At 60.6% G+C, this 19,795-nt stretch carries 21 protein-coding genes; 12 read left to right on the forward strand and 9 right to left on the reverse strand.

Annotated features, from left to right (window positions below; translation table 11 throughout):
* Positions 1–172 precede the first annotated feature (172 nt).
* Both ACB039_RS00005 and ACB039_RS00010 read right to left on the reverse strand, forming a co-directional pair.
* Positions 173–733, reverse strand: a complete 561-nt coding sequence (locus tag ACB039_RS00005; RefSeq protein WP_371164883.1) for a DJ-1 family glyoxalase III — start codon at positions 731–733, stop codon at positions 173–175.
* Between the two features lie 36 nt (positions 734–769).
* Positions 770–1,717 carry a ketopantoate reductase family protein gene (locus ACB039_RS00010; protein WP_371164884.1) on the reverse strand — a complete coding sequence of 316 codons (948 nt, stop codon included), beginning with the start codon at positions 1,715–1,717 and terminating at the stop codon, positions 770–772.
* A 214-nt stretch (positions 1,718–1,931) separates the two neighbouring features.
* Here ACB039_RS00010 and ACB039_RS00015 point away from each other — a divergent pair, with 214 nt between their 5' ends.
* The gene (locus ACB039_RS00015; protein WP_041206278.1) at positions 1,932–2,414 is read left to right on the forward strand and encodes a YajQ family cyclic di-GMP-binding protein; all 483 of its coding nucleotides are present in this window, start codon (positions 1,932–1,934) and stop codon (positions 2,412–2,414) included.
* Between the two features lie 103 nt (positions 2,415–2,517).
* On the opposite strand, the gene ACB039_RS00020 is transcribed toward ACB039_RS00015, so the two are convergent.
* The 6 genes from ACB039_RS00020 to ACB039_RS00045 all read right to left on the reverse strand — a co-directional run bounded on the left by ACB039_RS00020 (position 2,518) and on the right by ACB039_RS00045 (position 7,699).
* Complete coding sequence (locus ACB039_RS00020) at positions 2,518–3,324, reverse strand: outer membrane protein OmpK (RefSeq protein WP_005330693.1); 807 nt, start codon at positions 3,322–3,324, stop codon at positions 2,518–2,520.
* A 156-nt stretch (positions 3,325–3,480) separates the two neighbouring features.
* A complete protein-coding gene (locus ACB039_RS00025) occupies positions 3,481–4,782 on the reverse strand; it encodes an MFS transporter (protein WP_043131200.1) in 1,302 nt (433 codons plus the stop codon).
* Between the two features lie 187 nt (positions 4,783–4,969).
* The gene (locus ACB039_RS00030) at positions 4,970–5,299 is read right to left on the reverse strand and encodes a hypothetical protein (protein ID WP_371164885.1); all 330 of its coding nucleotides are present in this window, start codon (positions 5,297–5,299) and stop codon (positions 4,970–4,972) included.
* Positions 5,300–5,413: 114 nt separating this feature from the next.
* A complete protein-coding gene (locus ACB039_RS00035; RefSeq protein ID WP_005330697.1) occupies positions 5,414–5,965 on the reverse strand; it encodes a peptidylprolyl isomerase in 552 nt (183 codons plus the stop codon).
* A 15-nt stretch (positions 5,966–5,980) separates the two neighbouring features.
* The gene (locus ACB039_RS00040; protein ID WP_371164886.1) at positions 5,981–6,553 is read right to left on the reverse strand and encodes a YajG family lipoprotein; all 573 of its coding nucleotides are present in this window, start codon (positions 6,551–6,553) and stop codon (positions 5,981–5,983) included.
* A gap of 12 nt (positions 6,554–6,565) precedes the next feature.
* The gene (locus ACB039_RS00045; RefSeq protein ID WP_371164887.1) at positions 6,566–7,699 is read right to left on the reverse strand and encodes a methyltransferase; all 1,134 of its coding nucleotides are present in this window, start codon (positions 7,697–7,699) and stop codon (positions 6,566–6,568) included.
* 219 nt (positions 7,700–7,918) lie between these two features.
* Between ACB039_RS00045 and ACB039_RS00050 the strand changes: the two genes are divergently transcribed.
* The 9 genes from ACB039_RS00050 to nqrM all read left to right on the forward strand — a co-directional run bounded on the left by ACB039_RS00050 (position 7,919) and on the right by nqrM (position 15,860).
* On the forward strand, positions 7,919–8,227 hold the full coding sequence (locus ACB039_RS00050; protein ID WP_041204526.1) for a BolA family transcriptional regulator: 309 nt from the start codon (positions 7,919–7,921) through the stop codon (positions 8,225–8,227).
* 439 nt (positions 8,228–8,666) lie between these two features.
* Complete coding sequence (locus ACB039_RS00055; RefSeq protein ID WP_041206271.1) at positions 8,667–10,010, forward strand: Na(+)-translocating NADH-quinone reductase subunit A; 1,344 nt, start codon at positions 8,667–8,669, stop codon at positions 10,008–10,010.
* 3 nt (positions 10,011–10,013) lie between these two features.
* On the forward strand, positions 10,014–11,243 hold the full coding sequence (locus ACB039_RS00060; RefSeq protein ID WP_042649549.1) for an NADH:ubiquinone reductase (Na(+)-transporting) subunit B: 1,230 nt from the start codon (positions 10,014–10,016) through the stop codon (positions 11,241–11,243).
* On the forward strand, positions 11,233–12,021 hold the full coding sequence (locus ACB039_RS00065; protein ID WP_025327949.1) for a Na(+)-translocating NADH-quinone reductase subunit C: 789 nt from the start codon (positions 11,233–11,235) through the stop codon (positions 12,019–12,021). The genes ACB039_RS00060 and ACB039_RS00065 overlap by 11 nt, the downstream gene beginning before the upstream one ends.
* A complete protein-coding gene (locus ACB039_RS00070; protein WP_005330711.1) occupies positions 12,014–12,646 on the forward strand; it encodes an NADH:ubiquinone reductase (Na(+)-transporting) subunit D in 633 nt (210 codons plus the stop codon). Before ACB039_RS00065 ends, ACB039_RS00070 begins: the two co-directional genes overlap by 8 nt.
* A gap of 3 nt (positions 12,647–12,649) precedes the next feature.
* The gene (gene nqrE / locus ACB039_RS00075; protein WP_005330713.1) at positions 12,650–13,246 is read left to right on the forward strand and encodes an NADH:ubiquinone reductase (Na(+)-transporting) subunit E; all 597 of its coding nucleotides are present in this window, start codon (positions 12,650–12,652) and stop codon (positions 13,244–13,246) included.
* Positions 13,247–13,263: 17 nt separating this feature from the next.
* Positions 13,264–14,487 carry an NADH:ubiquinone reductase (Na(+)-transporting) subunit F gene (gene nqrF, locus ACB039_RS00080; RefSeq protein WP_025327948.1) on the forward strand — a complete coding sequence of 408 codons (1,224 nt, stop codon included), beginning with the start codon at positions 13,264–13,266 and terminating at the stop codon, positions 14,485–14,487.
* Positions 14,488–14,490: 3 nt separating this feature from the next.
* On the forward strand, positions 14,491–15,534 hold the full coding sequence (locus ACB039_RS00085; protein WP_371164888.1) for an FAD:protein FMN transferase: 1,044 nt from the start codon (positions 14,491–14,493) through the stop codon (positions 15,532–15,534).
* 101 nt (positions 15,535–15,635) lie between these two features.
* Positions 15,636–15,860, forward strand: coding sequence for a (Na+)-NQR maturation NqrM (gene nqrM / locus ACB039_RS00090; protein ID WP_005330718.1), 225 nt, complete (start codon positions 15,636–15,638; stop codon positions 15,858–15,860).
* Positions 15,861–15,933: 73 nt separating this feature from the next.
* Here the strand turns inward: nqrM and ACB039_RS00095 are convergent, their stop codons facing one another.
* A complete protein-coding gene (locus ACB039_RS00095; RefSeq protein WP_042649547.1) occupies positions 15,934–16,143 on the reverse strand; it encodes a hypothetical protein in 210 nt (69 codons plus the stop codon).
* A 288-nt stretch (positions 16,144–16,431) separates the two neighbouring features.
* On the opposite strand from ACB039_RS00095, the gene dinB reads away from it, so the two are divergent.
* Together dinB and ACB039_RS00105 are read left to right on the forward strand one after the other, a co-directional pair.
* Positions 16,432–17,484, forward strand: coding sequence for a DNA polymerase IV (gene dinB / locus ACB039_RS00100; protein WP_043130924.1), 1,053 nt, complete (start codon positions 16,432–16,434; stop codon positions 17,482–17,484).
* A 66-nt stretch (positions 17,485–17,550) separates the two neighbouring features.
* Positions 17,551–19,686 (forward strand): methyl-accepting chemotaxis protein, encoded by a 2,136-nt coding sequence (locus tag ACB039_RS00105; RefSeq protein ID WP_371164889.1) that lies wholly within the window; start codon positions 17,551–17,553, stop codon positions 19,684–19,686.
* Positions 19,687–19,795 lie beyond the last annotated feature (109 nt).

Raw genomic sequence — 19,795 nt, forward strand, 5'->3', positions numbered from 1 at the left:
CGAGTTTGAATTCAGCAGTAAATGAGCGACGTAATCTTGTCATTGAACACCTCAAGTCATGGTGGCGACTGTACCACCTAAAATGGTGTCCGGGATGATTAGACCACTACAGATCTTTCTTGGGGTGGTACAAGAGCGGCTGAAAGATAATCGGCCGCCCGACAACCTGAGCCTATGGCAACACCATGGGCCCGGCTACCGCACGGGCGGTTTCATCGCCACGCAGCACCCGCACCAGCTCGAGGGCAAACTCGATGGCGGTGCCAGGGCCCTGACTGGTGATGAGACGATGGGCATCATCCCGCACCACCCGGGCCGTGCTCAGTTGCGCGGCGGGCAGGCGGGCCTGAAAGCCCGGGTGACAGGTGGCACTGGCATCACCCAGCAAGTCGTGATGCAGCAATACCACGGCGGGGGCGGCGCAGATGGCAGCGCGCCAGCGGCCCAGCGCCGCCTGCTCCCTCAGCAGGTCGATGGCGAGCGGCGTATCGCGGATCACCTCGCTGCCGGGCAGGCCACCTGGCACGACGATGAGTTCGAAGTCGCGGGTCGTCAGCTCGTCGAGGTGGCAATCGGCCACGATCTGTACGCCGCGGGAGGCGCAGATCTGACGCGCTCCAGTGGGGCAGCAGGAGGCCAGCACCACCTCTATGCCCCCGCGCACCAGGGTGTCGACGATGGCGACCGTCTCGATCTCCTCCGACCCCGGGGCTACCAAAACCAATGCGGTCATCTTGCACTCCTTAGCCTGCCGCCCGCGATCCCGGGCTCAGCGCTTCTCTTTGACGGCCTGATAGAGGCCCTGATTGACTGGCACCGCGATGCCGTGGGCGGCGGCCTTGCCGAGCAGGAAACCGGTAATGGCCTCGATCTCGGTCTCACGCCCCTGCTCCATGTCCTGATACATGGAAGAGTAATTGTCGGCGGTGAGCTCCACCACCATCATCACCCGGCGCAACAGCTCGTCGCGGTTGGCCGGTTGGCCTTCAGCCTGCATCACGTCTGCCACTTCCACGCAGATCTGTTGCAGGGCATCGGCGAAGCGTGGGCCGGCCAGCTCACCATTTTTGAGCTTGTAAAGCGCCGTGAGCGGATTAATAGCGCAGTTGATGGCGAGTTTCTGCCACTGGCGAGTCAGGATCTGCTCATCCCAGCCGGCCTGGCCGAGAGCCAGGGCAAGTTCGTCGGCCAGATGAGAATAGGCTATGGCCGCATCGTTGACCGGGCCGAGCCAGGTTTCGCCCTTGCCGGTGTGGCGGAACACGAAGTGACCGCAGCGCATGGCGCCGTGGCTGGTGACACCGGCAATGACGGGGTTATGCGGAAACAGCTGCACCACCTGTTCGGCTATCCCCATGCCATTGTGCAGCAGCACGATGGGAACCCCTGCCGCCAGCTTGCCTGCCAGGGGCGTCAGGGCCGACACCACCTGACCCGCCTTGGTCATCACCAACAGTCGCTGGATGGCGCCGGGCTTGTCGATGAAGCCCCGCTCGATGGCGAGCAGCTGGGTGTGGCCCTCGAGGGAGGTGAAATCGATGCCGGGGTGCAGGGTGGCGCGGTGCCGCTCGCTCAGCAGGACACGGGTCGGCTGGCCACTTTGGGTCAGCAAGGAGGCGAAGACGCCGCCCAGAGCACCACAGCCCAGCAAGGACCATCGGGGGGAGGAGGGGTGTCGGCTGTTTTTCAGGTTGTTGTCGCGTAATCCGCTTGGCATGGAGAGGCTCAATCAGGGTAGTGGCTGCATTCCGAGCAACCCGCTACCGGGGATAAGTGAAGATGTCGCTAGGCGGACACTAACGGGTCTCGCCATTCCTGTGCGCTGGGGATTCTAGCAGAGCAATCCCATCGAAATCAGCAAATTTGCCCATTTTCTGGTAGATTTGCCCCTTTGTCAGCACAACCTGAAGTACAGCATGAGGAGCCCGGCTATGCCGTCATTCGATATTGTCTCTGAAGTCAAAATGAACGAGGTGTTGAACGCCGTCGATAACGCCAATCGTGAACTGGCGACCCGTTTCGATTTTCGTGGTGTAGAAGCCAGCTTCGAATTGAACAAGGAAGAGGTCAAGCTGGAAGCCGATGCGGATTTCCAGCTCAAGCAGATGGTCGAGATCCTGCGCGCAGCCCTGCTCAAGCGCAACATCGAGAACAGCTCGATGGACGTGGGTGACAGCGTTCACTCCGGCAAGCGTTTCCACCTGACGGTGAAGTTCAAGCAGGGGATCGAGAAAGAGACCGCCAAGAAGGTGGTGAAGCTTATCAAGGATTCCAAGATCAAGGTGCAGGCCGCCATTCAGGGCGACGAAGTGCGCGTCACCGGCAAGAAGCGCGATGACCTGCAGGAAGCCATGGCACTGGTGCGTGGCGCCGAGCTGGGTCAGCCGATGCAGTTCCAGAACTTCCGCGATTGATGATGAAGGGGGGAGGGCCTTGGCCACTCCCCCTCATCGACGAAGCGGCATAAAAAAACCGGAGCAGCTGCTCCGGTTTTTTGTGTCCGTGTAACGAGTTCGATTAGAACTTGTAGGTCACGGAGAAGTAGTGGCCGAAACCAGTGGTCTTCAGACCGTAGGAACCGTTCTGGATGCCATAGATGTCGTTGAAGTACTTCAGACCGTAACCGACGGCGTAGCGGTCGGAGTGCCAGTACAGGCCGTTGAACATGGCGGTACCGTCGGTGGAAGTGTCCTTGGCATCAAACAGGTGATCCAGGTAGCCCTGATAGGCTACGAAGCTGCCGTTGGAGAAGGTGTAGAAAGGCTTGAACCAGTTCATGGAGAACTGATAGCCGTTCCAGCCCTGCTCGCCGCCGCCTTCGTTGACGTGACGGGCATACAGGTTCATGCCAACCTTGCCGAACCAGGGCACTTGTACGTCTGCACCCAGACCGGTCATGGCTTCAAACAGACCATCCGGACCACCCACGTTGATCAGGTTGGCGATGTAGACTTCCTGCACCGGGCCGAAGGAGAGATCTTTGCCGGTCATGGCATCGATGGAGATACGCGGTGCGAACTTGATGAACAAGTTGTCTTGGTTGTGCTTGTCGTCGTGACGGTTCTGGAAGATGTCGAACACGTCGACGTAACCGTACAGATCGAAGATACCAGAGCGGCCACCAAACTCCATTTCGAAGTAGGTATCGTTGTAACCACCTTCAGATTCGCTGTAGGGCAGCTGATCGATGGTGTGCATCACGTTGAACTGGAACCACTTGTAGTCGTTCTTGTGGATGTCGCCGCTGTAATCGGCAGCAAAGGCCGGAGTGGCGGATGCAGCCAGCAGACCGGCAGCGATCAGAGTCTTGGTAAATTTGGCCATTTTATTGGTCTCTTGTGCGTTAGTTGAGGTTTTCCGTAGCCTGCCCACAAGGAGCGGAAGGGATTCTAGCCAAATAAATTCATCGGATAAACAAGAGCCAGGGAACTTTGTCCGGTTTTGTGAATCTAATCACCCCCAAAATGGCGCAAACGCTTGCTATTTGTCCGCTTGTGGTAACAAAGCATCGCCTCGTTTGGCAACCATGATGATCAGTATCATGACCGGAATGCCGAGCAGACTGGTGCCGACGAAGAAGCTGCTGTAGCCGATCTGCTCGACCACCTGACCGGAAAAACCCGCCAGCAGCTTGGGCATCAGCAACATGATGGAGCTGAACAGGGCGTACTGGGTCGCCGAGAAGGCGACATTGGTCAGGCTCGACAGATAGGTCACGAAGGCCGCCGTCGCAATGCCGGCGCTGAGGTTGTCCAGGGAGATGATCAGGGTCAGCAGCTCCAGATCGTGACCCACCTCGTTGAGCAGGGCGAACAGCAGATTGGTGCTGGCGGTGAGCACGGCGCCGAGAAACAGGATGCGCAGGGTACCGAAGCGCATCACCAACACGCCCCCCAAGGCCGCCCCCACCAGCGTCATGATGACGCCATACACCTTGGTGATGGTGGCCACCTCCGTCTTGCTGAACTGCAGGTCCACATAGAAGCTGTTGGACATCACCCCCATCACCACATCCGAGATGCGATAACAGGCGATGAGCCCCAGGATCAGCAGGGCCGAGCCGCCGTAGCGACGGAAGAAATCGGCAAAGGGGCACCAGATGGCTTCATAGGTCCAGGCGCCCAGCCCGGCCAGGGTCTTGGGCCAGCCCCGCTCGAGCAGCAGCGCCTTGCGCTCCATCTGCTGCTCGTTCTGGCGATGGAGGTCGATATCCGGCTCGTGGCTGAGCAGTGTGGTGATGACGCCGAGGGACATGAGTCCCGCCATCAGCAGGTAGGTGAGCTGCCAGCCGCGGTAGTCGTAGCTGTCGTTGCTGCCAAGCCAGGCCGCCAGCGCCAGCGCCCCCGCCCCCGCCATTATCATCGCGAGCCGGTAACCCGTCATGTAGGAGGCTGCCATGGCCGCCTGCAGACGCTCGGGTGCCGACTCGATGCGGTAGGCGTCGATGACGATATCCTGTGTCGCGGAGCAAAACGCCACCAGCAGGGCGAACAGGGCGAGCTGGGCGAGCTGGGTCTTGGGATCGCAATAGGCCATGCCCACCAGGGAGAGGGCGATCAGCACCTGGGAGAGCAGCATCCAGCTGCGTCGCCGTCCCAGCAGCCGGGAGAGCAGCGGCAGCGGCAGTCGATCCACCAGGGGAGACCACAGCCACTTGAAGCCATAGGCCAGCGCCACCCAGCTCATGTAGCCGATGTCGGTCAGGCTGACATCGGCTTCGCGCAGCCAGAAGGAGAGGGTGCCGAACACCAGCAGCAAGGGCAGGCCGGAGGAGAAGCCCATGGCAAACAGAGTGAGTACCCGCGCCTCCAGATAGACGGCGAGGGCGTCTCGCCAGCTTGTGGCGCGGTCCGGGGTATGGCTGGGCGGGCGGAGATTGTTCAACTGCCTGACTCCTCAGAGAAAAGGGGGTCATTTTGTCAGGTTCGAGGGGGATAGCCAAGGCAAGCCGAACGGGGCGACCCGGGATTCAGGGGCGTGAGCCGATGCAGTGGCGTGGACAGGTCCCCCCGGCCACGAGAAAGGTGGCGCAGGCCATCAGTTGCTGCCGCAGCCAGGTGTCGGTGACGAGCTGATGCTCGTCCCACAGGTGCAGGCTGTGGAGCAGGTGCCAGAACACCCCCTCCTGTTCGGTGGCGGGCTCTTTGTCAATCGGGATGGCGGGCAGCGCCTGCCAGTGGGAGAGGAGTTGCCAGCTCAGATCCTCGAGCTGTCGATAAGGAATTTCCCGTGCCAAAAAGTGACGAACCGCCTGGGCCAGCACAATGGCATGTTGGGCAATGTAATCGTGACAAGTCACCGGAACCTCCTCTCTCTGCCTGGTCATACTCCGTCCACATCGGACAAGGCCAGAGTATAGAAAGGGGCGCCGGTGACCCGGGTTACGTCGTGGCGGAATGTGATCCGCCCCGCGTTATTTGTCCGCCAGCAGCACCACTTTTTTCAGGATGATGGGACTGGTCGGCACGTCATTTGCGCGCAGGATGGAGCTGTAGCCGGTCTGCACCTGAGCCAGCTTGTCCAGCACCTCCATGCCCTGCACCACCTGGCCGAACACCGTGTAACCGGCGCCGGCATTGGCGTTGAGGTTGTCGTTGTCCACCAGGTTGAAGTAGAACTGGCGGGTGGCGCTGTCGACCGCCTGGGTACGGGCCATGGCGATGCTGCCACGCTTGTTGGGCAGGCCGCCTCTGGACTCGTTGACCACGGGATCGAAGGTTGGCAGCGGCTGGAACTGCTGGTTGTAGCCCCCACCCTGCACCACGAAGTTCTGGATCACCCGGTGGAACAGGCTGCCGTCATAGCTGCCGTCCGCCACGTAGCGCAGGAAGTTCTTCACCGTCTGCGGCGCCTGCTTGGGGGCCAGCTCCACCACTATGTTGCCGTGGTTGGTCTCCATCTGGACTTTTTGTCCGGCGAACGCCAGGGGGGCGATCAGGGTGGCCAGTAACCAGAGAGTCTTCATTTATATGCTCCTTGCTCAGCTCGGCTGGCCTTTGAGATAACCGCGCAGTGCCTCGTCGGCCATGATCTGTTGCAGCACGCTGCCCAGTTGCTGGTTCAGGATGGACTCCAGATCGGCCATGGTCGGCTCACCCGGCTCTTCCTTGCTGGAAGACATGTTGAACTGCTTGGTCAGTCTGTTGCCCTGGAAGTCGGCGATCACCTGCAGGCTGACCTTGGACTTGGTGACATAGGTGAAGGTCTTCTCTTCCACGGTGACGGCGACAGTGGAGATGGCCAGGGTCAGGTTGGTGGTGCCGCTGTTGCCCACTTCGAGACCCTGGCTGCGCAGCCCTTCCGCCAGTTTTTCCGCCAGCAGGTTGTTGAGGGGCTGACTGCTGTTGACCAGCACGGGGGCCTTCTCTTTCTTCTTGATGGAGAAGACATAGGCGGCCTCGCGCTTGTCCACCCCTTCCATGGTGATGCGGTTGCCAGAGTAGTACTGCTGGTTGGAGGGGATGACTTGCGGATTGAGCAGCGCCGTCTCCGGCCAGTGGGTGGCACAACCGCCCAGCACCAGGGCGGCCAGCAGCAAGAGTGACTTTTTCATCATGGGTTTCCTTTAGCGTTTGATGGCTTTCAAAATAACGAATTTGCTGTTCGACGCAACGACTTGTGCGTTGGCAAACAAGCGCTTGAGTTTGTTGTGATAGTCCAGATGACGGTTGCCTACTATCCAGAGTTCACCCCCCTGAGGCAACACCCGGTGTGCGTCGGTGAACATCTGCCAGGCGATGTGATCGGTGATCGCCTGCAACTGATGGAAGGGGGGATTGCAGAGGATCCTGTCCGCCGCTCCGACCGCTACATCGTCGAGACAGTTGTTGACCAGGAAGTGGGCCCGCGGCAGGGCAGCCGGCAGGTTGTGCTCGACGTTGAGGCGCGCCGAGGCAACCGCCATGTGGGATTCGTCGATGAAGGTCACCTCCACCTCGCTGTCTTTTGCCAGCAGCGAGAGACCCAGCACCCCGTTGCCGCAGCCCAGGTCGATCACCTTGCGTGCGCTGTGGATCGGTAAATTGTCCAGCATGAAGCGGGCGCCTATATCCAGACTGGTGCGCGAAAACACGTTGGCATGGTTGTGGATCAGCATGTTGGTGCCCTCCAGCGGCCAGACGGTCGGGAAGGGGTTGGTCAGGGCAGGGCGCTCGGCCTGTGGCTCGCAGTGAATGAGGCGCGCCTTCTTCCAGGCGAGCGAGGTGCGGGTCTCCCCCAGATACTTCTCGAACAGCTTGAGGGTGGAGCTGTGGATGTCCTTGGCCTTGCCAGCGGCCAGGATGCGAGTGGCCGGGGTGACCACCTCGCGCAGGGCCAGCAGTTGCTGTTCCAGCAGTGCCTGATACTTGGAGACCTTGATCACCACCAGTGCAGGGGCTGCGGGCAGCGGGGCCAGGGCGTCCTGCATGGTTATCTGTGCGGGATCCAGTCTGTTTTCCGCCAGATTGGCCAGGGTGGCCCGTTCGCTGATATGGGAGTCGCTCACGCAGACCGGGCCATGGCCGTGCAGATAGGCGGCCAGGGTGCCGAAGCCGTCGTTCATGATGATGACGGGGCCGGCCTGTTCAAGAGGGGACTCCGCCAATGTGTTGATCAGGTACTCGTCCGCCGCATCCCAGGCCTGCAGGGGATCCTGGCTCTGCCGTGGGTAGCGATACAGGGTCAGACGACAATGGGCAGTGTCGAGCAGGGTTTGCATAAGAAAGAGTCCAACGTGTTGCTGATAGATGAGGCCCGCCCGCACCGTGTTGCCCGGCAGGCAGGGAAAGTGGCGCTATTCTAGCGGCGGCGGAGAATTTCACCAGCCCGCAGCGAGGAGGCGCCCGGCCTCCTTCTATTTAAAGCGGGCCTGATGCATCCGGCATGCAACCCTGGCTACAATGGCCGGATATCCAACGAGGGAGTCTTGCCCGTGAGCATGCAACAACAGATAGAGGCCAAACTGGCCGCCGCCTTGTCCCCCAGTCATCTGGAAGTGATTAACGAGAGCTACATGCACAGGGTGGAGCCGGGATCCGAGAGCCACTTCAAGGTCATAGTGGTGAGCCAGGCGTTCGAGGGGCAGCGCCTGCTGGGGCGCCATCGTCAGGTCAACGGCGTGCTGGCAGAGGAGCTGGCAGGGGCCATCCATGCGTTGGCGCTGCATACCTATACCGAGGCGGAGTGGCAGGCCCGGGAGCAGGCCCCCAAGACCCCGGGCTGTGTCAGCAAGTCCCCCTTTGCCTGAGCCTTTGACCTTTTCATTACCCAATTGTCGATTAATCAACAAAATTGTCATGATGGGGCCGGGGCACCAGCCGCCGGCACCTGAGAGCATTGGATCAGGGTAATGATTACTTTTTCTAATCAACTCCAGGGACGGATAAAATTACCTCCATGTGGGTAGTAAAACAAAAAATCCTTTAAAACCACGGCTTGCAGGGATGGAAGGGAAATATTCAGTAGAGGTTAATTTTGTGATAGGACGGGGATTTTCCCCATTTGGCGTGGCGACTGACTTGTCTAAGGTGGTAAACTCAGGCGCTTTTGAATGATCCTGTATGTTGCTGATTTGTTTGTTTCTTCGACAGTTTTCCGTGATGTTGACGGGCTCATTCAACAACTCGTCGTGATGTATTTCTCGGCGCTAACCAACCTGTCTTCCCTTAACGGTAGTGCAAGTGAGTATGATTACAATTAAAAGAGGACTGGACATCCCCGTGCTGGGTGCTCCGGAGCAAGTAATCTACGATGGCCCGGCCATCACCCGTGTTGCTACACTCGGCGAAGAGTTCGTGGGGATGCGTCCTACTATGTTCGTCAAAGTAGGTGATCGCGTCATTAAAGGTCAGGAGCTCTTCGAAGATAAGAAGAATCCCGGCGTTAAATTCACGGCCCCTGCCACCGGTGTGGTTACTGAGATCAACCGTGGTGCCAAGCGTGTTCTGCAATCCGTTGTCATCGACATCGATGGTTCTGACGAGCAGGTGACCTTTGAACACTTTGCGTCTGCCGAGCTGGCACAGCTCGAGCGCAGCAAGGTGCAGGAGATCCTGGTCGCATCAGGCCAATGGACCGCATTGCGTACCCGTCCATTCAGCAAGGTGCCGGCCGTGGGCTCTGCCCCGCGTGCCATCTTCGTCACCGCGATGGACACCAACCCGCTGGCCGCCAACGCCGAGATCATCATCAAGGAACAGGCCCAGGCCTTCCTCGACGGTCTGACCGTGTTGAGCCGCCTGACCGATGGCACCGTCCACGTCTGCAAGGGCGAGGCGAGCCTGCCGCACGCCTCCCTGGCCCAGGTCAAGGAAGCCGTGTTTGTCGGTCCGCACCCTGCCGGTCTGCCCGGTACCCACATCCACTTCCTGGACCCGGTCGGTGCCAAGAAAGTGCAGTGGCACATCAACTATCAGGATGTGATCGCCTACGGCAAGCTGTTCACCACTGGTCAAATCTTCACCGACAAGGTGATCGCCCTGGCCGGCCCGAACGTGATCAAGCCGCGCCTGCTGCGCACCCGTCTGGGCGCCTGCATCAGCCAGCTGACCAACAACGAGCTGCGTGCGGACGAGAATCGCATCATCTCCGGTTCCCTGCTCAGCGGTGCCAAGGCCGAAGGGGTTCATGACTACCTGGGTCGTTACCACAATCAGGTGAGCGTACTGGGTGAAGGTCGTGAGAAAGAGTTCCTGGGCTGGGTCAAACCCAGTGCCGACAAGTTCTCCATCACCCGTACCACCCTCTCTCATCTGATGAAGGGCAAACTCATCAACTTCACTACCACCACCAACGGTAGTGATCGCTCCATGGTGCCTATCGGCAACTATGAGCGCGTGATGCCGCTCGACATCCTGCCGACCCTGCTGCTGCGGGATCTGGTCTCCGGCGACACCGACAGCGCACAAGCGCTCGGCTGCCTGGAGCTGGATGAGGAAGATCTGGCGCTCTGTACCTTCGTCTGCCCCGGCAAGACAGAGTACGGCCCAGTCTTGCGTGAGTGCCTGACCAAGATAGAACTGGAAGGTTAAGCGATGAGTTTCAAGCAACTTCTTGAAAATATGGAACATCACTTCGAGCCGGGTGGCAAGTACGCCAAGTACTATGCCCTGTTCGAGGCGGCGTATACCCTGTTTTATACCCCCGGGTCCGTGACCCGCAATGCCGCCCACGTCCGTGATGCGATCGATCTGAAGCGCATGATGATCATGGTGTGGCTGGCCGTGTTCCCGGCCATGTTCTGGGGCATGTACAACGTCGGCAACCAGTCCATCGCCGCCATCGCCCATCTGGGCAGCGCGGCCGGTGCCGATACCTGGCAATACACCATAGCGACCCTGCTGGGTGCCTCGCTGGATCCGGCCGTGGCCGGCATCGGCAGCAAGATGCTGATCGGTGCGGCGCACTTCCTGCCCATCTACCTGACCGTGTTCCTGGTCGGTGGCTTCTGGGAAGTGCTGTTCGCCATGGTGCGCAAGCACGAGATCAACGAAGGCTTCTTCGTGACCTCCATCCTGTTCGCCCTGATAGTGCCGCCCGAGCTGCCCCTGTGGCAAGCCGCGCTCGGCATCACCTTCGGCGTGGTGCTGGCCAAGGAAGTGTTCGGCGGTACCGGCAAGAACTTCCTGAATCCGGCCCTGGCGGGTCGTGCGTTCCTGTTCTTCGCTTACCCGGGTCAAATCTCCGGCGATGCCGTCTGGGTGGCCGTTGACGGCTATTCGGGCGCGACTGCGCTGAGCCAGTGGGCCCAGGGCGGCCAAATGGCGCTGATCAACGGTGCCACCGGCGAAGCCATCAGCTGGATGGATGCCTTCCTCGGCAACCTGCCGGGTTCCATCGGTGAAGTCTCCACCCTGATGATCCTCATCGGTGCGGCCATGATCGTCTACATGCGGATCGCCTCCTGGCGCATCATCGCCGGCGTGATGATCGGCATGGTAGCGACCTCCCTGCTGTTCAACGTCATCGGCTCCGATACCAACCCCATGTTCAGCATGCCGTGGCATTGGCATCTGGTGCTGGGCGGCTTCGCCTTCGGCATGGCCTTCATGGCAACCGATCCTGTTTCCGCCGCCTTTACCAACAAGGGCAAGTGGTGGTACGGCGCCCTCATCGGCGTCATGGTCGTGCTGATCCGTGTCGTGAACCCCGCGTTCCCGGAAGGCATGATGCTGGCCATTCTGTTTGCCAACCTGTTTGCCCCCTTGTTTGACCATTTCGTGGCGCAGGCGAACATCAAGCGGAGGATCGCACGTGGCGTTTAATAAAGACTCTACTACCGGCACTCTCGCCGTAGTGACCGGTCTGTGTCTGGTCTGCTCCATCGTGGTCTCCGTGGCCGCCGTGGGTCTGCGTCCGGCCCAGCTGGAAAACAAGGCGCTGGACAAGCAAAGCAACATCTTGTCCGTTGCCGGTGTCGATGTCAGCTCGGTAGCCAAGCGTGACCTGGCCCAGCTGTATGGCGACAAGATTGAAGCGCGTCTGGTGGATCTGGCCACTGGTGAATTCGTTGACGGCGATGCCGACAACTTCGATACCAAGCTGGCGGCCAAAGATCCGGCCAAGAGTGTTCGCCTGGCACCTGCCGACGACAAGGCTGGCTTGCGTCAGATCTCCAAGCTGATCCCGGTGTTCTTCGCGAAGGATGCCGAGGGCAAGGTCGACAACATCATCCTGCCGATCTACGGCCAGGGTCTGTGGTCCACCATGTATGCCTTCGTGGCGGTAGCGGCCGATGGCCAGACCATCAAGGGCATCACCTACTATGACCACGGTGAAACCCCGGGTCTGGGCGGCGAGATCGAGAACCCGGCCTGGCGCGAGCTGTTCGTCGGCAAGAAGTTGTTCGATCAGGACGGTCAGCCTGCGCTGCGGGTGATTAAAGGCCATGCTCCGGCTGGTTCCGAGCATGAAATCGACGGCCTGTCTGGCGCAACCCTGACCGGTAATGGCGTACAGCACACCTTCGACTTCTGGATGGGCCCCAAGGGCTTCGGTCCCTTCTTGGCCAAGGTACGTGCAGGAGAAATCAACAATGGCTGACAAGAGCGAAATGAAAAAATTGCTGTTGACGCCTGTGCTCGGCAACAACCCCATCGCACTGCAGGTGCTGGGTGTCTGTTCCGCGCTGGCCGTTACCAGCCAGATGAAGACGGCGTTCGTGATGACGCTGGCCGTTACCGCGGTCACCGCCTTCTCCAACCTGTTCATCTCCCTGATCCGCAACCAGATCCCGAACAGCGTGCGGATCATCGCCCAGATGGCGGTGATTGCCTCGCTGGTTATCGTGGTTGACCAGGTGCTCAAGGCCTATGCCTATGACATCTCCAAGCAGCTGTCGGTGTTCGTCGGCCTCATCATCACCAACTGCATCGTGATGGGTCGTGCCGAAGCCTATGCCATGAAGAGTGCCCCGCTGCCCTCCTTCCTGGACGGCATCGGCAACGGCCTGGGTTACGGTGCCGTGCTGCTGGTCGTGGCCACGGTGCGTGAAATCCTGGGCTCCGGCACCTGGTTCGGCATCGAGCTGCTGCCGCTGGTGAACAATGGTGGCTGGTATGTGCCTAACGGCCTGCTGCTGCTGCCGCCGAGTGCATTCTTCATCATTGGTCTGATCATCTGGGGCGTGCGCACCAAGGATCCCAAGCAGGTGGAGGCAAAGGATTAAGGTATGGAACACTATCTGAGTCTGTTGATTCGTTCGATTTTCATCGAAAACCTGGCGCTCTCCTTCTTCCTGGGGATGTGTACCTTCCTGGCGGTGTCCAAGAAGGTCAAGACCGCCATGGGCCTCGGCATTGCCGTTATCGTGGTTCAGACCGTTGCCGTTCCGGCCAACAACCTGATCTACAACTACGTGCTCAAAGACGGTGCCCTGGTCTCCGGCCTGGATCTCAGCTTCCTGAGCTTCATCACCTTCATCGGGGTGATTGCGGCCCTGGTGCAGATCCTGGAGATGGCGCTGGACAAGTACTTCCCGGCGCTCTACAACGCCCTCGGCATCTTCCTGCCGCTCATCACGGTGAACTGCGCCATCTTCGGTGGTGTCTCCTTCATGGTGCAGCGTGACTACAACTTCGTGGAGTCCGTAGTCTATGGCGTGGGGTCGGGTGCAGGCTGGATGCTGGCCATAGTCGCGATGGCGGGGATCCGCGAGAAGATGAAGTACTCCGATGTTCCGGAAGGCCTGCGCGGCCTTGGCATCACCTTCATCACCGCGGGTCTGATGGCGCTGGGCTTCATGTCCTTCTCTGGTATTTCCCTGTAATCGGAAAGGAAATATAGATGGAAATTATTCTGGGTGTGGTCATGTTCACCGTGATCCTGCTGGCCTTGGTGGCAGTCATTCTGTTCGCCAAGTCCAAGCTGGTGACCGCGGGTGACGTGACAATCAGCATCAACGGCGACCCGGCCAAGGCTGTCACCAGCCCGGCGGGTGGCAAGCTGCTCGGCGTGCTCGCCGGCAGCGGTATCTTCGTCTCCTCCGCCTGTGGCGGCGGCGGCTCCTGTGGTCAGTGCAAGGTGCGAGTCAAGGCCGGCGGCGGCGACATTCTGCCGACCGAGCTGGATCACATCAGCAAGGGTGAAGCCCGTCATGGCGAGCGTCTGGCCTGTCAGGTCACCGTCCGTTCCGACATGGACATCGAGCTGCCGGAAGAGATCTTCGGCGTGAAGAAGTGGGACTGTACCGTCATCTCCAATGACAACAAGGCCACCTTCATCAAAGAACTCAAGCTGCAGATCCCCGATGGCGAGAGCGTACCGTTCCGCGCCGGTGGGTATATCCAGATCGAAGCCCCTGCCCACCACGTGCAGTACAAGAACTTCGACATCCCCGAGGAGTATCGCGGGGACTGGGATCGCTTCAAGATCTTCGAGCTGGAGTCCAAGGTCAACGAGCCGATCATTCGTGCCTACTCCATGGCTAACTATCCGGAAGAGTTCGGCATCATCATGCTGAACGTGCGGATCGCGACCCCGCCGCCGAGCAACTGGACTGCCCCTCCCGGCCAGATGTCCTCCTACATCTTCAGCCTGAAGGCTGGGGACAAGGTGACCATCTCGGGTCCGTTTGGCGAGTTCTTCGCCAAGGACACCGACGCCGAAATGGTGTTCATCGGTGGTGGTGCCGGCATGGCGCCGATGCGTTCCCACATCTTCGACCAGCTGCGCCGCCTGAAGTCCAAGCGCAAGATGAGTTTCTGGTACGGTGCTCGTTCCAAGCGCGAGATGTTCTATGTCGAAGACTTCGACATGCTGGCCGCCGAGAACGACAACTTCCAGTGGCACGTCGCCCTGTCGGATCCGCAACCGGAAGACAACTGGGATGGCTACACCGGCTTCATCCACAACGTCTTGTTCGAGAACTACCTCAAGAACCACGAGGCGCCGGAAGATTGCGAGTTCTACATGTGTGGACCTCCCGTGATGAACGCTGCCGTCATCAACATGCTGAAAAACCTCGGCGTTGAAGACGAAAACATCCTCCTGGATGACTTTGGTGGTTAATCCATGCACAGTGTTGTAAAGACCTGGCTAGCCTTCGGGCTAGCCTTTTTCTTGACGGGGTGCGGTCAGGAATCGGTCCAATCCAAGCCGGAGATCCACATCACCGGCAGCACCATGGGCACCTACTACTCCATCAAGGTGGCGGATGCCGCCGTCACGGATGCCGCCAAGCTGCAAGTCGAGGTCGATGTCCTGCTGGAGCGGGTCAACGATCAGATGTCCACCTATCGCCCGGATTCCGAGTTGTCGCGCTTCAACCAGCACAAGGGCAGTACCCCGCTGGTGGTCTCCCGTGACACCGCCCGGGTGGTGACCGAGGCCATTCACATTGGCCGCGAGAGCCGCGGGGCGCTGGACGTCACCGTGGGCCCCCTGGTCAATCTGTGGGGCTTTGGGCCGGATGCCAAACCGACCAAGGTGCCATCCGACGAGCTTATTACCCAGACCCGGCAGAAGACGGGCCTCGGCAATCTGCATGTGGTAACCTCGGTCGACGCCGACACCCTGCAAAAGGATATCCCGGGCCTCTACGTAGATCTCTCCGCCATCGCCAAGGGCTTTGGGGTGGACAAGGTGGCCGAGTACCTGGAATCCCTGGGGGCGCGCAACTACCTGGTGGAGATCGGCGGCGAGCTGCGGATCAACGGCGTCAACGGCAAGGGTCACCCCTGGCGCGTCGCCATCGAGAAGCCGACCGCCAATGCCGGTTCGGTGCAGGAGGTGATAGTGCCCGGGGACAACGGCGTCGCCACCTCGGGGGATTATCGCAACTACTACGAGCTGGATGGCAAGCGCTTCTCCCACACCATAGATCCACTGACGGGCAAGCCCATCACCCATCGGATGGTCTCGGTCACCGTGATCCACCCCTCCTGCATGACCGCAGACGGGCTGGCCACGGCGCTGACCGTCATGGGGACGCAGAAGAGCCTGGCCTATGCCAAGGAGCGGGGTCTGGCCATCTTCGTGATCACCAAGACGGACGATGGCTTCGAGGAGGCTTACTCGGATGCCTTCAAGCCCTACCTGGCCAAGCAGCCCGGTTAATCGTCAAGAGGCAGCCATCACTCACCGGGATGGCGGTATCGAAGAATCTTGTAGCCGGATGCCGTTGAGCTGTATCTGGTTGAACAGTAAGGGGTAATACCATGCAGATCTTTCTGATCACCTTCGGGGTGTTTCTGGTGGTGGTGGTGGCCATGGCCATCGGCTACATCTTCCAGAAGAAGACCATCTCCGGCTCCTGTGGCGGTCTCGGCACCATAGGGATCGAGAAGGAGTGTGACTGCCCGGAGCCCTGCGACAATCGCAAGAAGAAGATGGCCAAGGAAGAGGCCCGTCGCAAGATGCTGGTGGATAACCGCATCCTCTGAGGGCGAACACCCGCGTGCGGGTGTATCGAATACACGCGAGCCGACCCCGGGTCGGCTCGCGTTTTCATGGCGTTCAGTAATCGTATTGGCTGCAGGCCTTGTTGCGAAACTCCACCTTTCGCTTTGCCAACTCCTCCCTCGTGCCCAGCTCGTCCCCCTGCTTGATGGCCTTCTCCAGTATCTCGATACGTTCAAACAGCCAACTGCACTCTGCGGTCGGATGGTCCTTGGTCATGCCCGTCAGTGGCAGCAGCAGGCAGAGTCCCGGCCAGATTGCTCTCATCTCTCTCCTCCTTGAGTTCCATGTGGATGGTGCCTTGAGAGTCTATCCGCCCGCCTCCTCCCGTGCGCTGGCAGAAATGACAGGGCTGGGGTAGCATGGGATGCCAACTGGTTATTCATACAGTGGTGTTTGACGTCTCATCATGGCTGTGACGGGGGGCACGCAACCAGGCTCTTGGTGGCGACCCTGCGAGACGTGACCTCCGGCTCACCGAGATGAGCCCTGCCTCAACCTGGCACCATGTGTCGCAACCGTGCGGCAGGTGCCGACAGCTCAACAGACTCTGGCATGCGCAAGATCATTCACATCGACATGGATTGCTTCTTCGCCGCGGTGGAGATGCGGGACAATCCGGCCCTGCGGGAAGTACCGCTCGCCATCGGCGGCTCGGCCGACAGGCGCGGCGTCATCTCCACTTGCAACTATGTGGCGCGCCGCTTCGGGGTGCGCTCCGCCATGCCGAGCGCCCTGGCCAGGAAGCTCTGCCCGCCGCTGGTGCTGATCCCCGGGCGGATGACCGTCTACAAGGAGACCTCCCGCCAGTTGCAAGCCATCTTCCTGCGCTACACAGAGCAGGTGGAGCCGCTCTCCCTCGATGAAGCCTACCTCGATGTCACTGACAGCCCCCACTGCGGCGGCAGCGCCACCCTGATGGCGGCCGAGATCCGCGCCGCCATCGCCCTCGAACTGGGGCTGACTGCCTCGGCCGGGGTGGCGCCGAACAAGTTCCTGGCCAAGCTCGCCTCCGAGCAGCGCAAGCCGGATGGCCTGTTCGTGATAAGGCCAGAGGAGGTGGATGAGTTCGTGCGCCAGCTGCCCCTTGGCAAACTGCCCGGCATCGGCCGCAAGACAGCGGAACGGCTGGAGTCCCTCGGGCTCTACTCTTGCGAGGATGCCCGCCAGCTCGGCAACGAGGAGCTGGTGAGCCGTTTCGGCAAGCTCGGGGAGATGCTCGCCGGTCGCATCTGGGGGCATGACGATCAGCCGGTGCAGGCCCGGCGGATACGCAAGAGCATAGGGGTGGAGACGACGCTCGCCAGCGACGTGCTGGATGAAGCCGCCTGCCGGGCCGTGCTCGGCCGGCTCATTCCCGAGCTGGAGCTGCGCTTTGCCAGGGCTTGCCCTGCGGAGGCGTTGATGGGGCAGGGGATCAAGCTGAAGTTTGCCGATTTCCACCAGACTACCGTCTATCGCAAGGGGAGCTACCAGGCGACCCGTTTCCACGATCTGCTGCACGAGGGGCTGCAACGGTCTCAAGGAAAGCCCATTCGTCTGCTCGGGCTGGTGGTGGGACTGCCCGGGGCCGGGGAAATCAATCAACTCAGCCTGGATCTCAGTTGATTTGGTTAAGTTTTTGTTTCCAAAACCGATACAGTACTTACATCTTTAGACGTCAGGAAATGTGGCATGAGTTCTCTTTCTGTTCAGGGGCGGATCACCCTGATCGCCGGTTGTTGCCTGTTGGCCAGTGCCGCCGCACTGGTCGCCTCTTCCCTCTTCAACGCGGCGCGCATGCAGGAACAAGTGCTCACCTCCACCACATTGGAGGGGCAGCACGCGGCAGAAAACTGGATGAAGGCCATGGGGGCCACCCAGGCGGCCAGAGTGACCAGCTACCTCGACGAGGCCTATTTCAGGGCCACCCTGCTGGCGGAGGGCATCCTGTTCCAGCGCAAGAACGCGGCGGACAACTTCGTTCACTCCGAGGCGCTGCGCAGTGCCGTGAACCAGCAGTTGCAGGACGCGGCGGAGTCATCGGCCAACCTGCTCGGGGTCTATGCGGTATTCGAACCCAACCAGCTCGATGGGGAAGATGACAACTATCAGGGCTCGACGGCGCTCGGGGCCAACGACAAGGGACGCTTCTCCAGCTACTGGGCCAGAGTCGATGGCAAGGTGACCCTAGAGGTGATGGACGAGGCGCTGCTGGCCAACGACAAGCCGTCCGGGCACGGCGGCCTGGAGAATGACTGGTACAGTTGCAGCATTCGCAGCAAGGCTCTCTGTTTGCTCGATCCCTATGTGGACGAGGTGGGCTCCCGGCAGGTGCTGATGACCTCGGTGACGGCCCCCTTGCTGGAGCAGGGCAATCTGCTCGGCATGGTCGGGGTCGACATCTCGCTGGCCACCTTGCAAAGCCTGGTGGAGGAGATGGACAAGACGCTCTATGACGGGCAGGGCAAGGTGCTGCTGCTCAGTCACGAGGGGCGGGTAGCCGGGGTCGAAGGGTTCAAGGTCGCCCTTGGGGATACCCTGGCGCAGCAGGGGTTGGCGGCGGATCTCAACGGCTGGCTCGCCAAGGGGGAGGTAGTCACGCGCTGGAGCCCGGATGGCGCCCTGCTGCAGACCTTCGTGCCGGTCAGCATGCGCGGGACGGATCGTCAGTGGGGCATCTACATCGAACTGCCCCGGACCGTGGTGCTCGCCTCCGCCCTGCAACTGCAGGATGAGCTGGAGACCCAGTCCCAGCGCAGCGTCGCCACCCAGCTGCTGATCGGTGGGGCCATCTCAGCCCTTGCCCTGCTCTGCATCTGGCTGATGGCCCAGCGCATCGTCGCCCCTATTCGCACCGTGGTGGCCCGCCTCAAGGACATCGCCAGCGGCGAGGGTGATCTGACCCAGCGCATCGACCTGCGTCGCGATGACGAGATCGGCGAGCTGGCGAAGTGGTTCAACAACTTTCTGGACAAGCTGCAGTCCACCATCAGCCAGGTGATCGATACCGTGGCCGGTACCCGGGCCAGCGCGGCGCTGGCGGCGCAAGGGGCAGCTCGCACCAGTGCCGGCATGCAAGCCCAGTATCAGGAGGTGGATCTGGTGGCGACGGCGTTCGAGGAGCTGAGCGCTACCGCCCTGCAGGTCGCGGGCAATGCCAGCTCGGCGGTGAGCGCAGCCAACCAAGCGGACATGGCGGCCCAGGAGGGCAAATCCGTGGTCGCCGATACCCAGCAGGCCATGTCCAGGCTGATGGCGGTGATCAGCGATGCCAAGCCCGTGGTGGAGCGGTTGGCTGCCAACAGCGACAACATCAACGATATCCTCGTCGTTATTCAGGGAATAGCCGAACAGACCAACCTGCTGGCGCTCAATGCCGCCATCGAGGCGGCGCGGGCCGGTGAACAGGGCCGCGGCTTCGCCGTGGTGGCCGACGAGGTGCGTAACCTGGCCGGTCGCACCCAGAACGCCATCGTCGAGATCCAGACGCTGATCACCGAGCTGCAGTCGGGCACCGAGGCGGTGGTCAAGGCGATCATGACGGGCCACAGCCAGGCGGATGTGACGCTTGGCAAGGTGGAGCTGTCGGTCAGCGTGCTGGAGCAGATCATCCAGGCGGTGGCCACCATCCATCAGATGAACGAGCAGATAGCCAGGGCGGCCCAGGAGCAGAGCGGGGTGGCGGACGAGATCAATCGCAACGTCAGCAATATTCGCGATGTGAGCCACACCATCCGGGCCGAGGCGGCGAGCTCTGCCGACAACGGACGCGAGTTGTCGCAACTGGCGGACAAGCAGCAGCAACTGGTGGGGCAGTTCAGGGTATAGAGATAAGAAAAAAGGCGCCATCCAACCGGAGGCGCCAAACACATTCAGATGACAGACTGGGTTAAATCGCATCGATTTAGCCCTTCTTCCCGCAGAGGAAGAAACACAA

Origin of the sequence: Aeromonas sp. S2(2024) (assembly GCF_041402505.1) — a bacterium.
GTDB classification, from domain to species: domain Bacteria; phylum Pseudomonadota; class Gammaproteobacteria; order Enterobacterales; family Aeromonadaceae; genus Aeromonas; species Aeromonas media.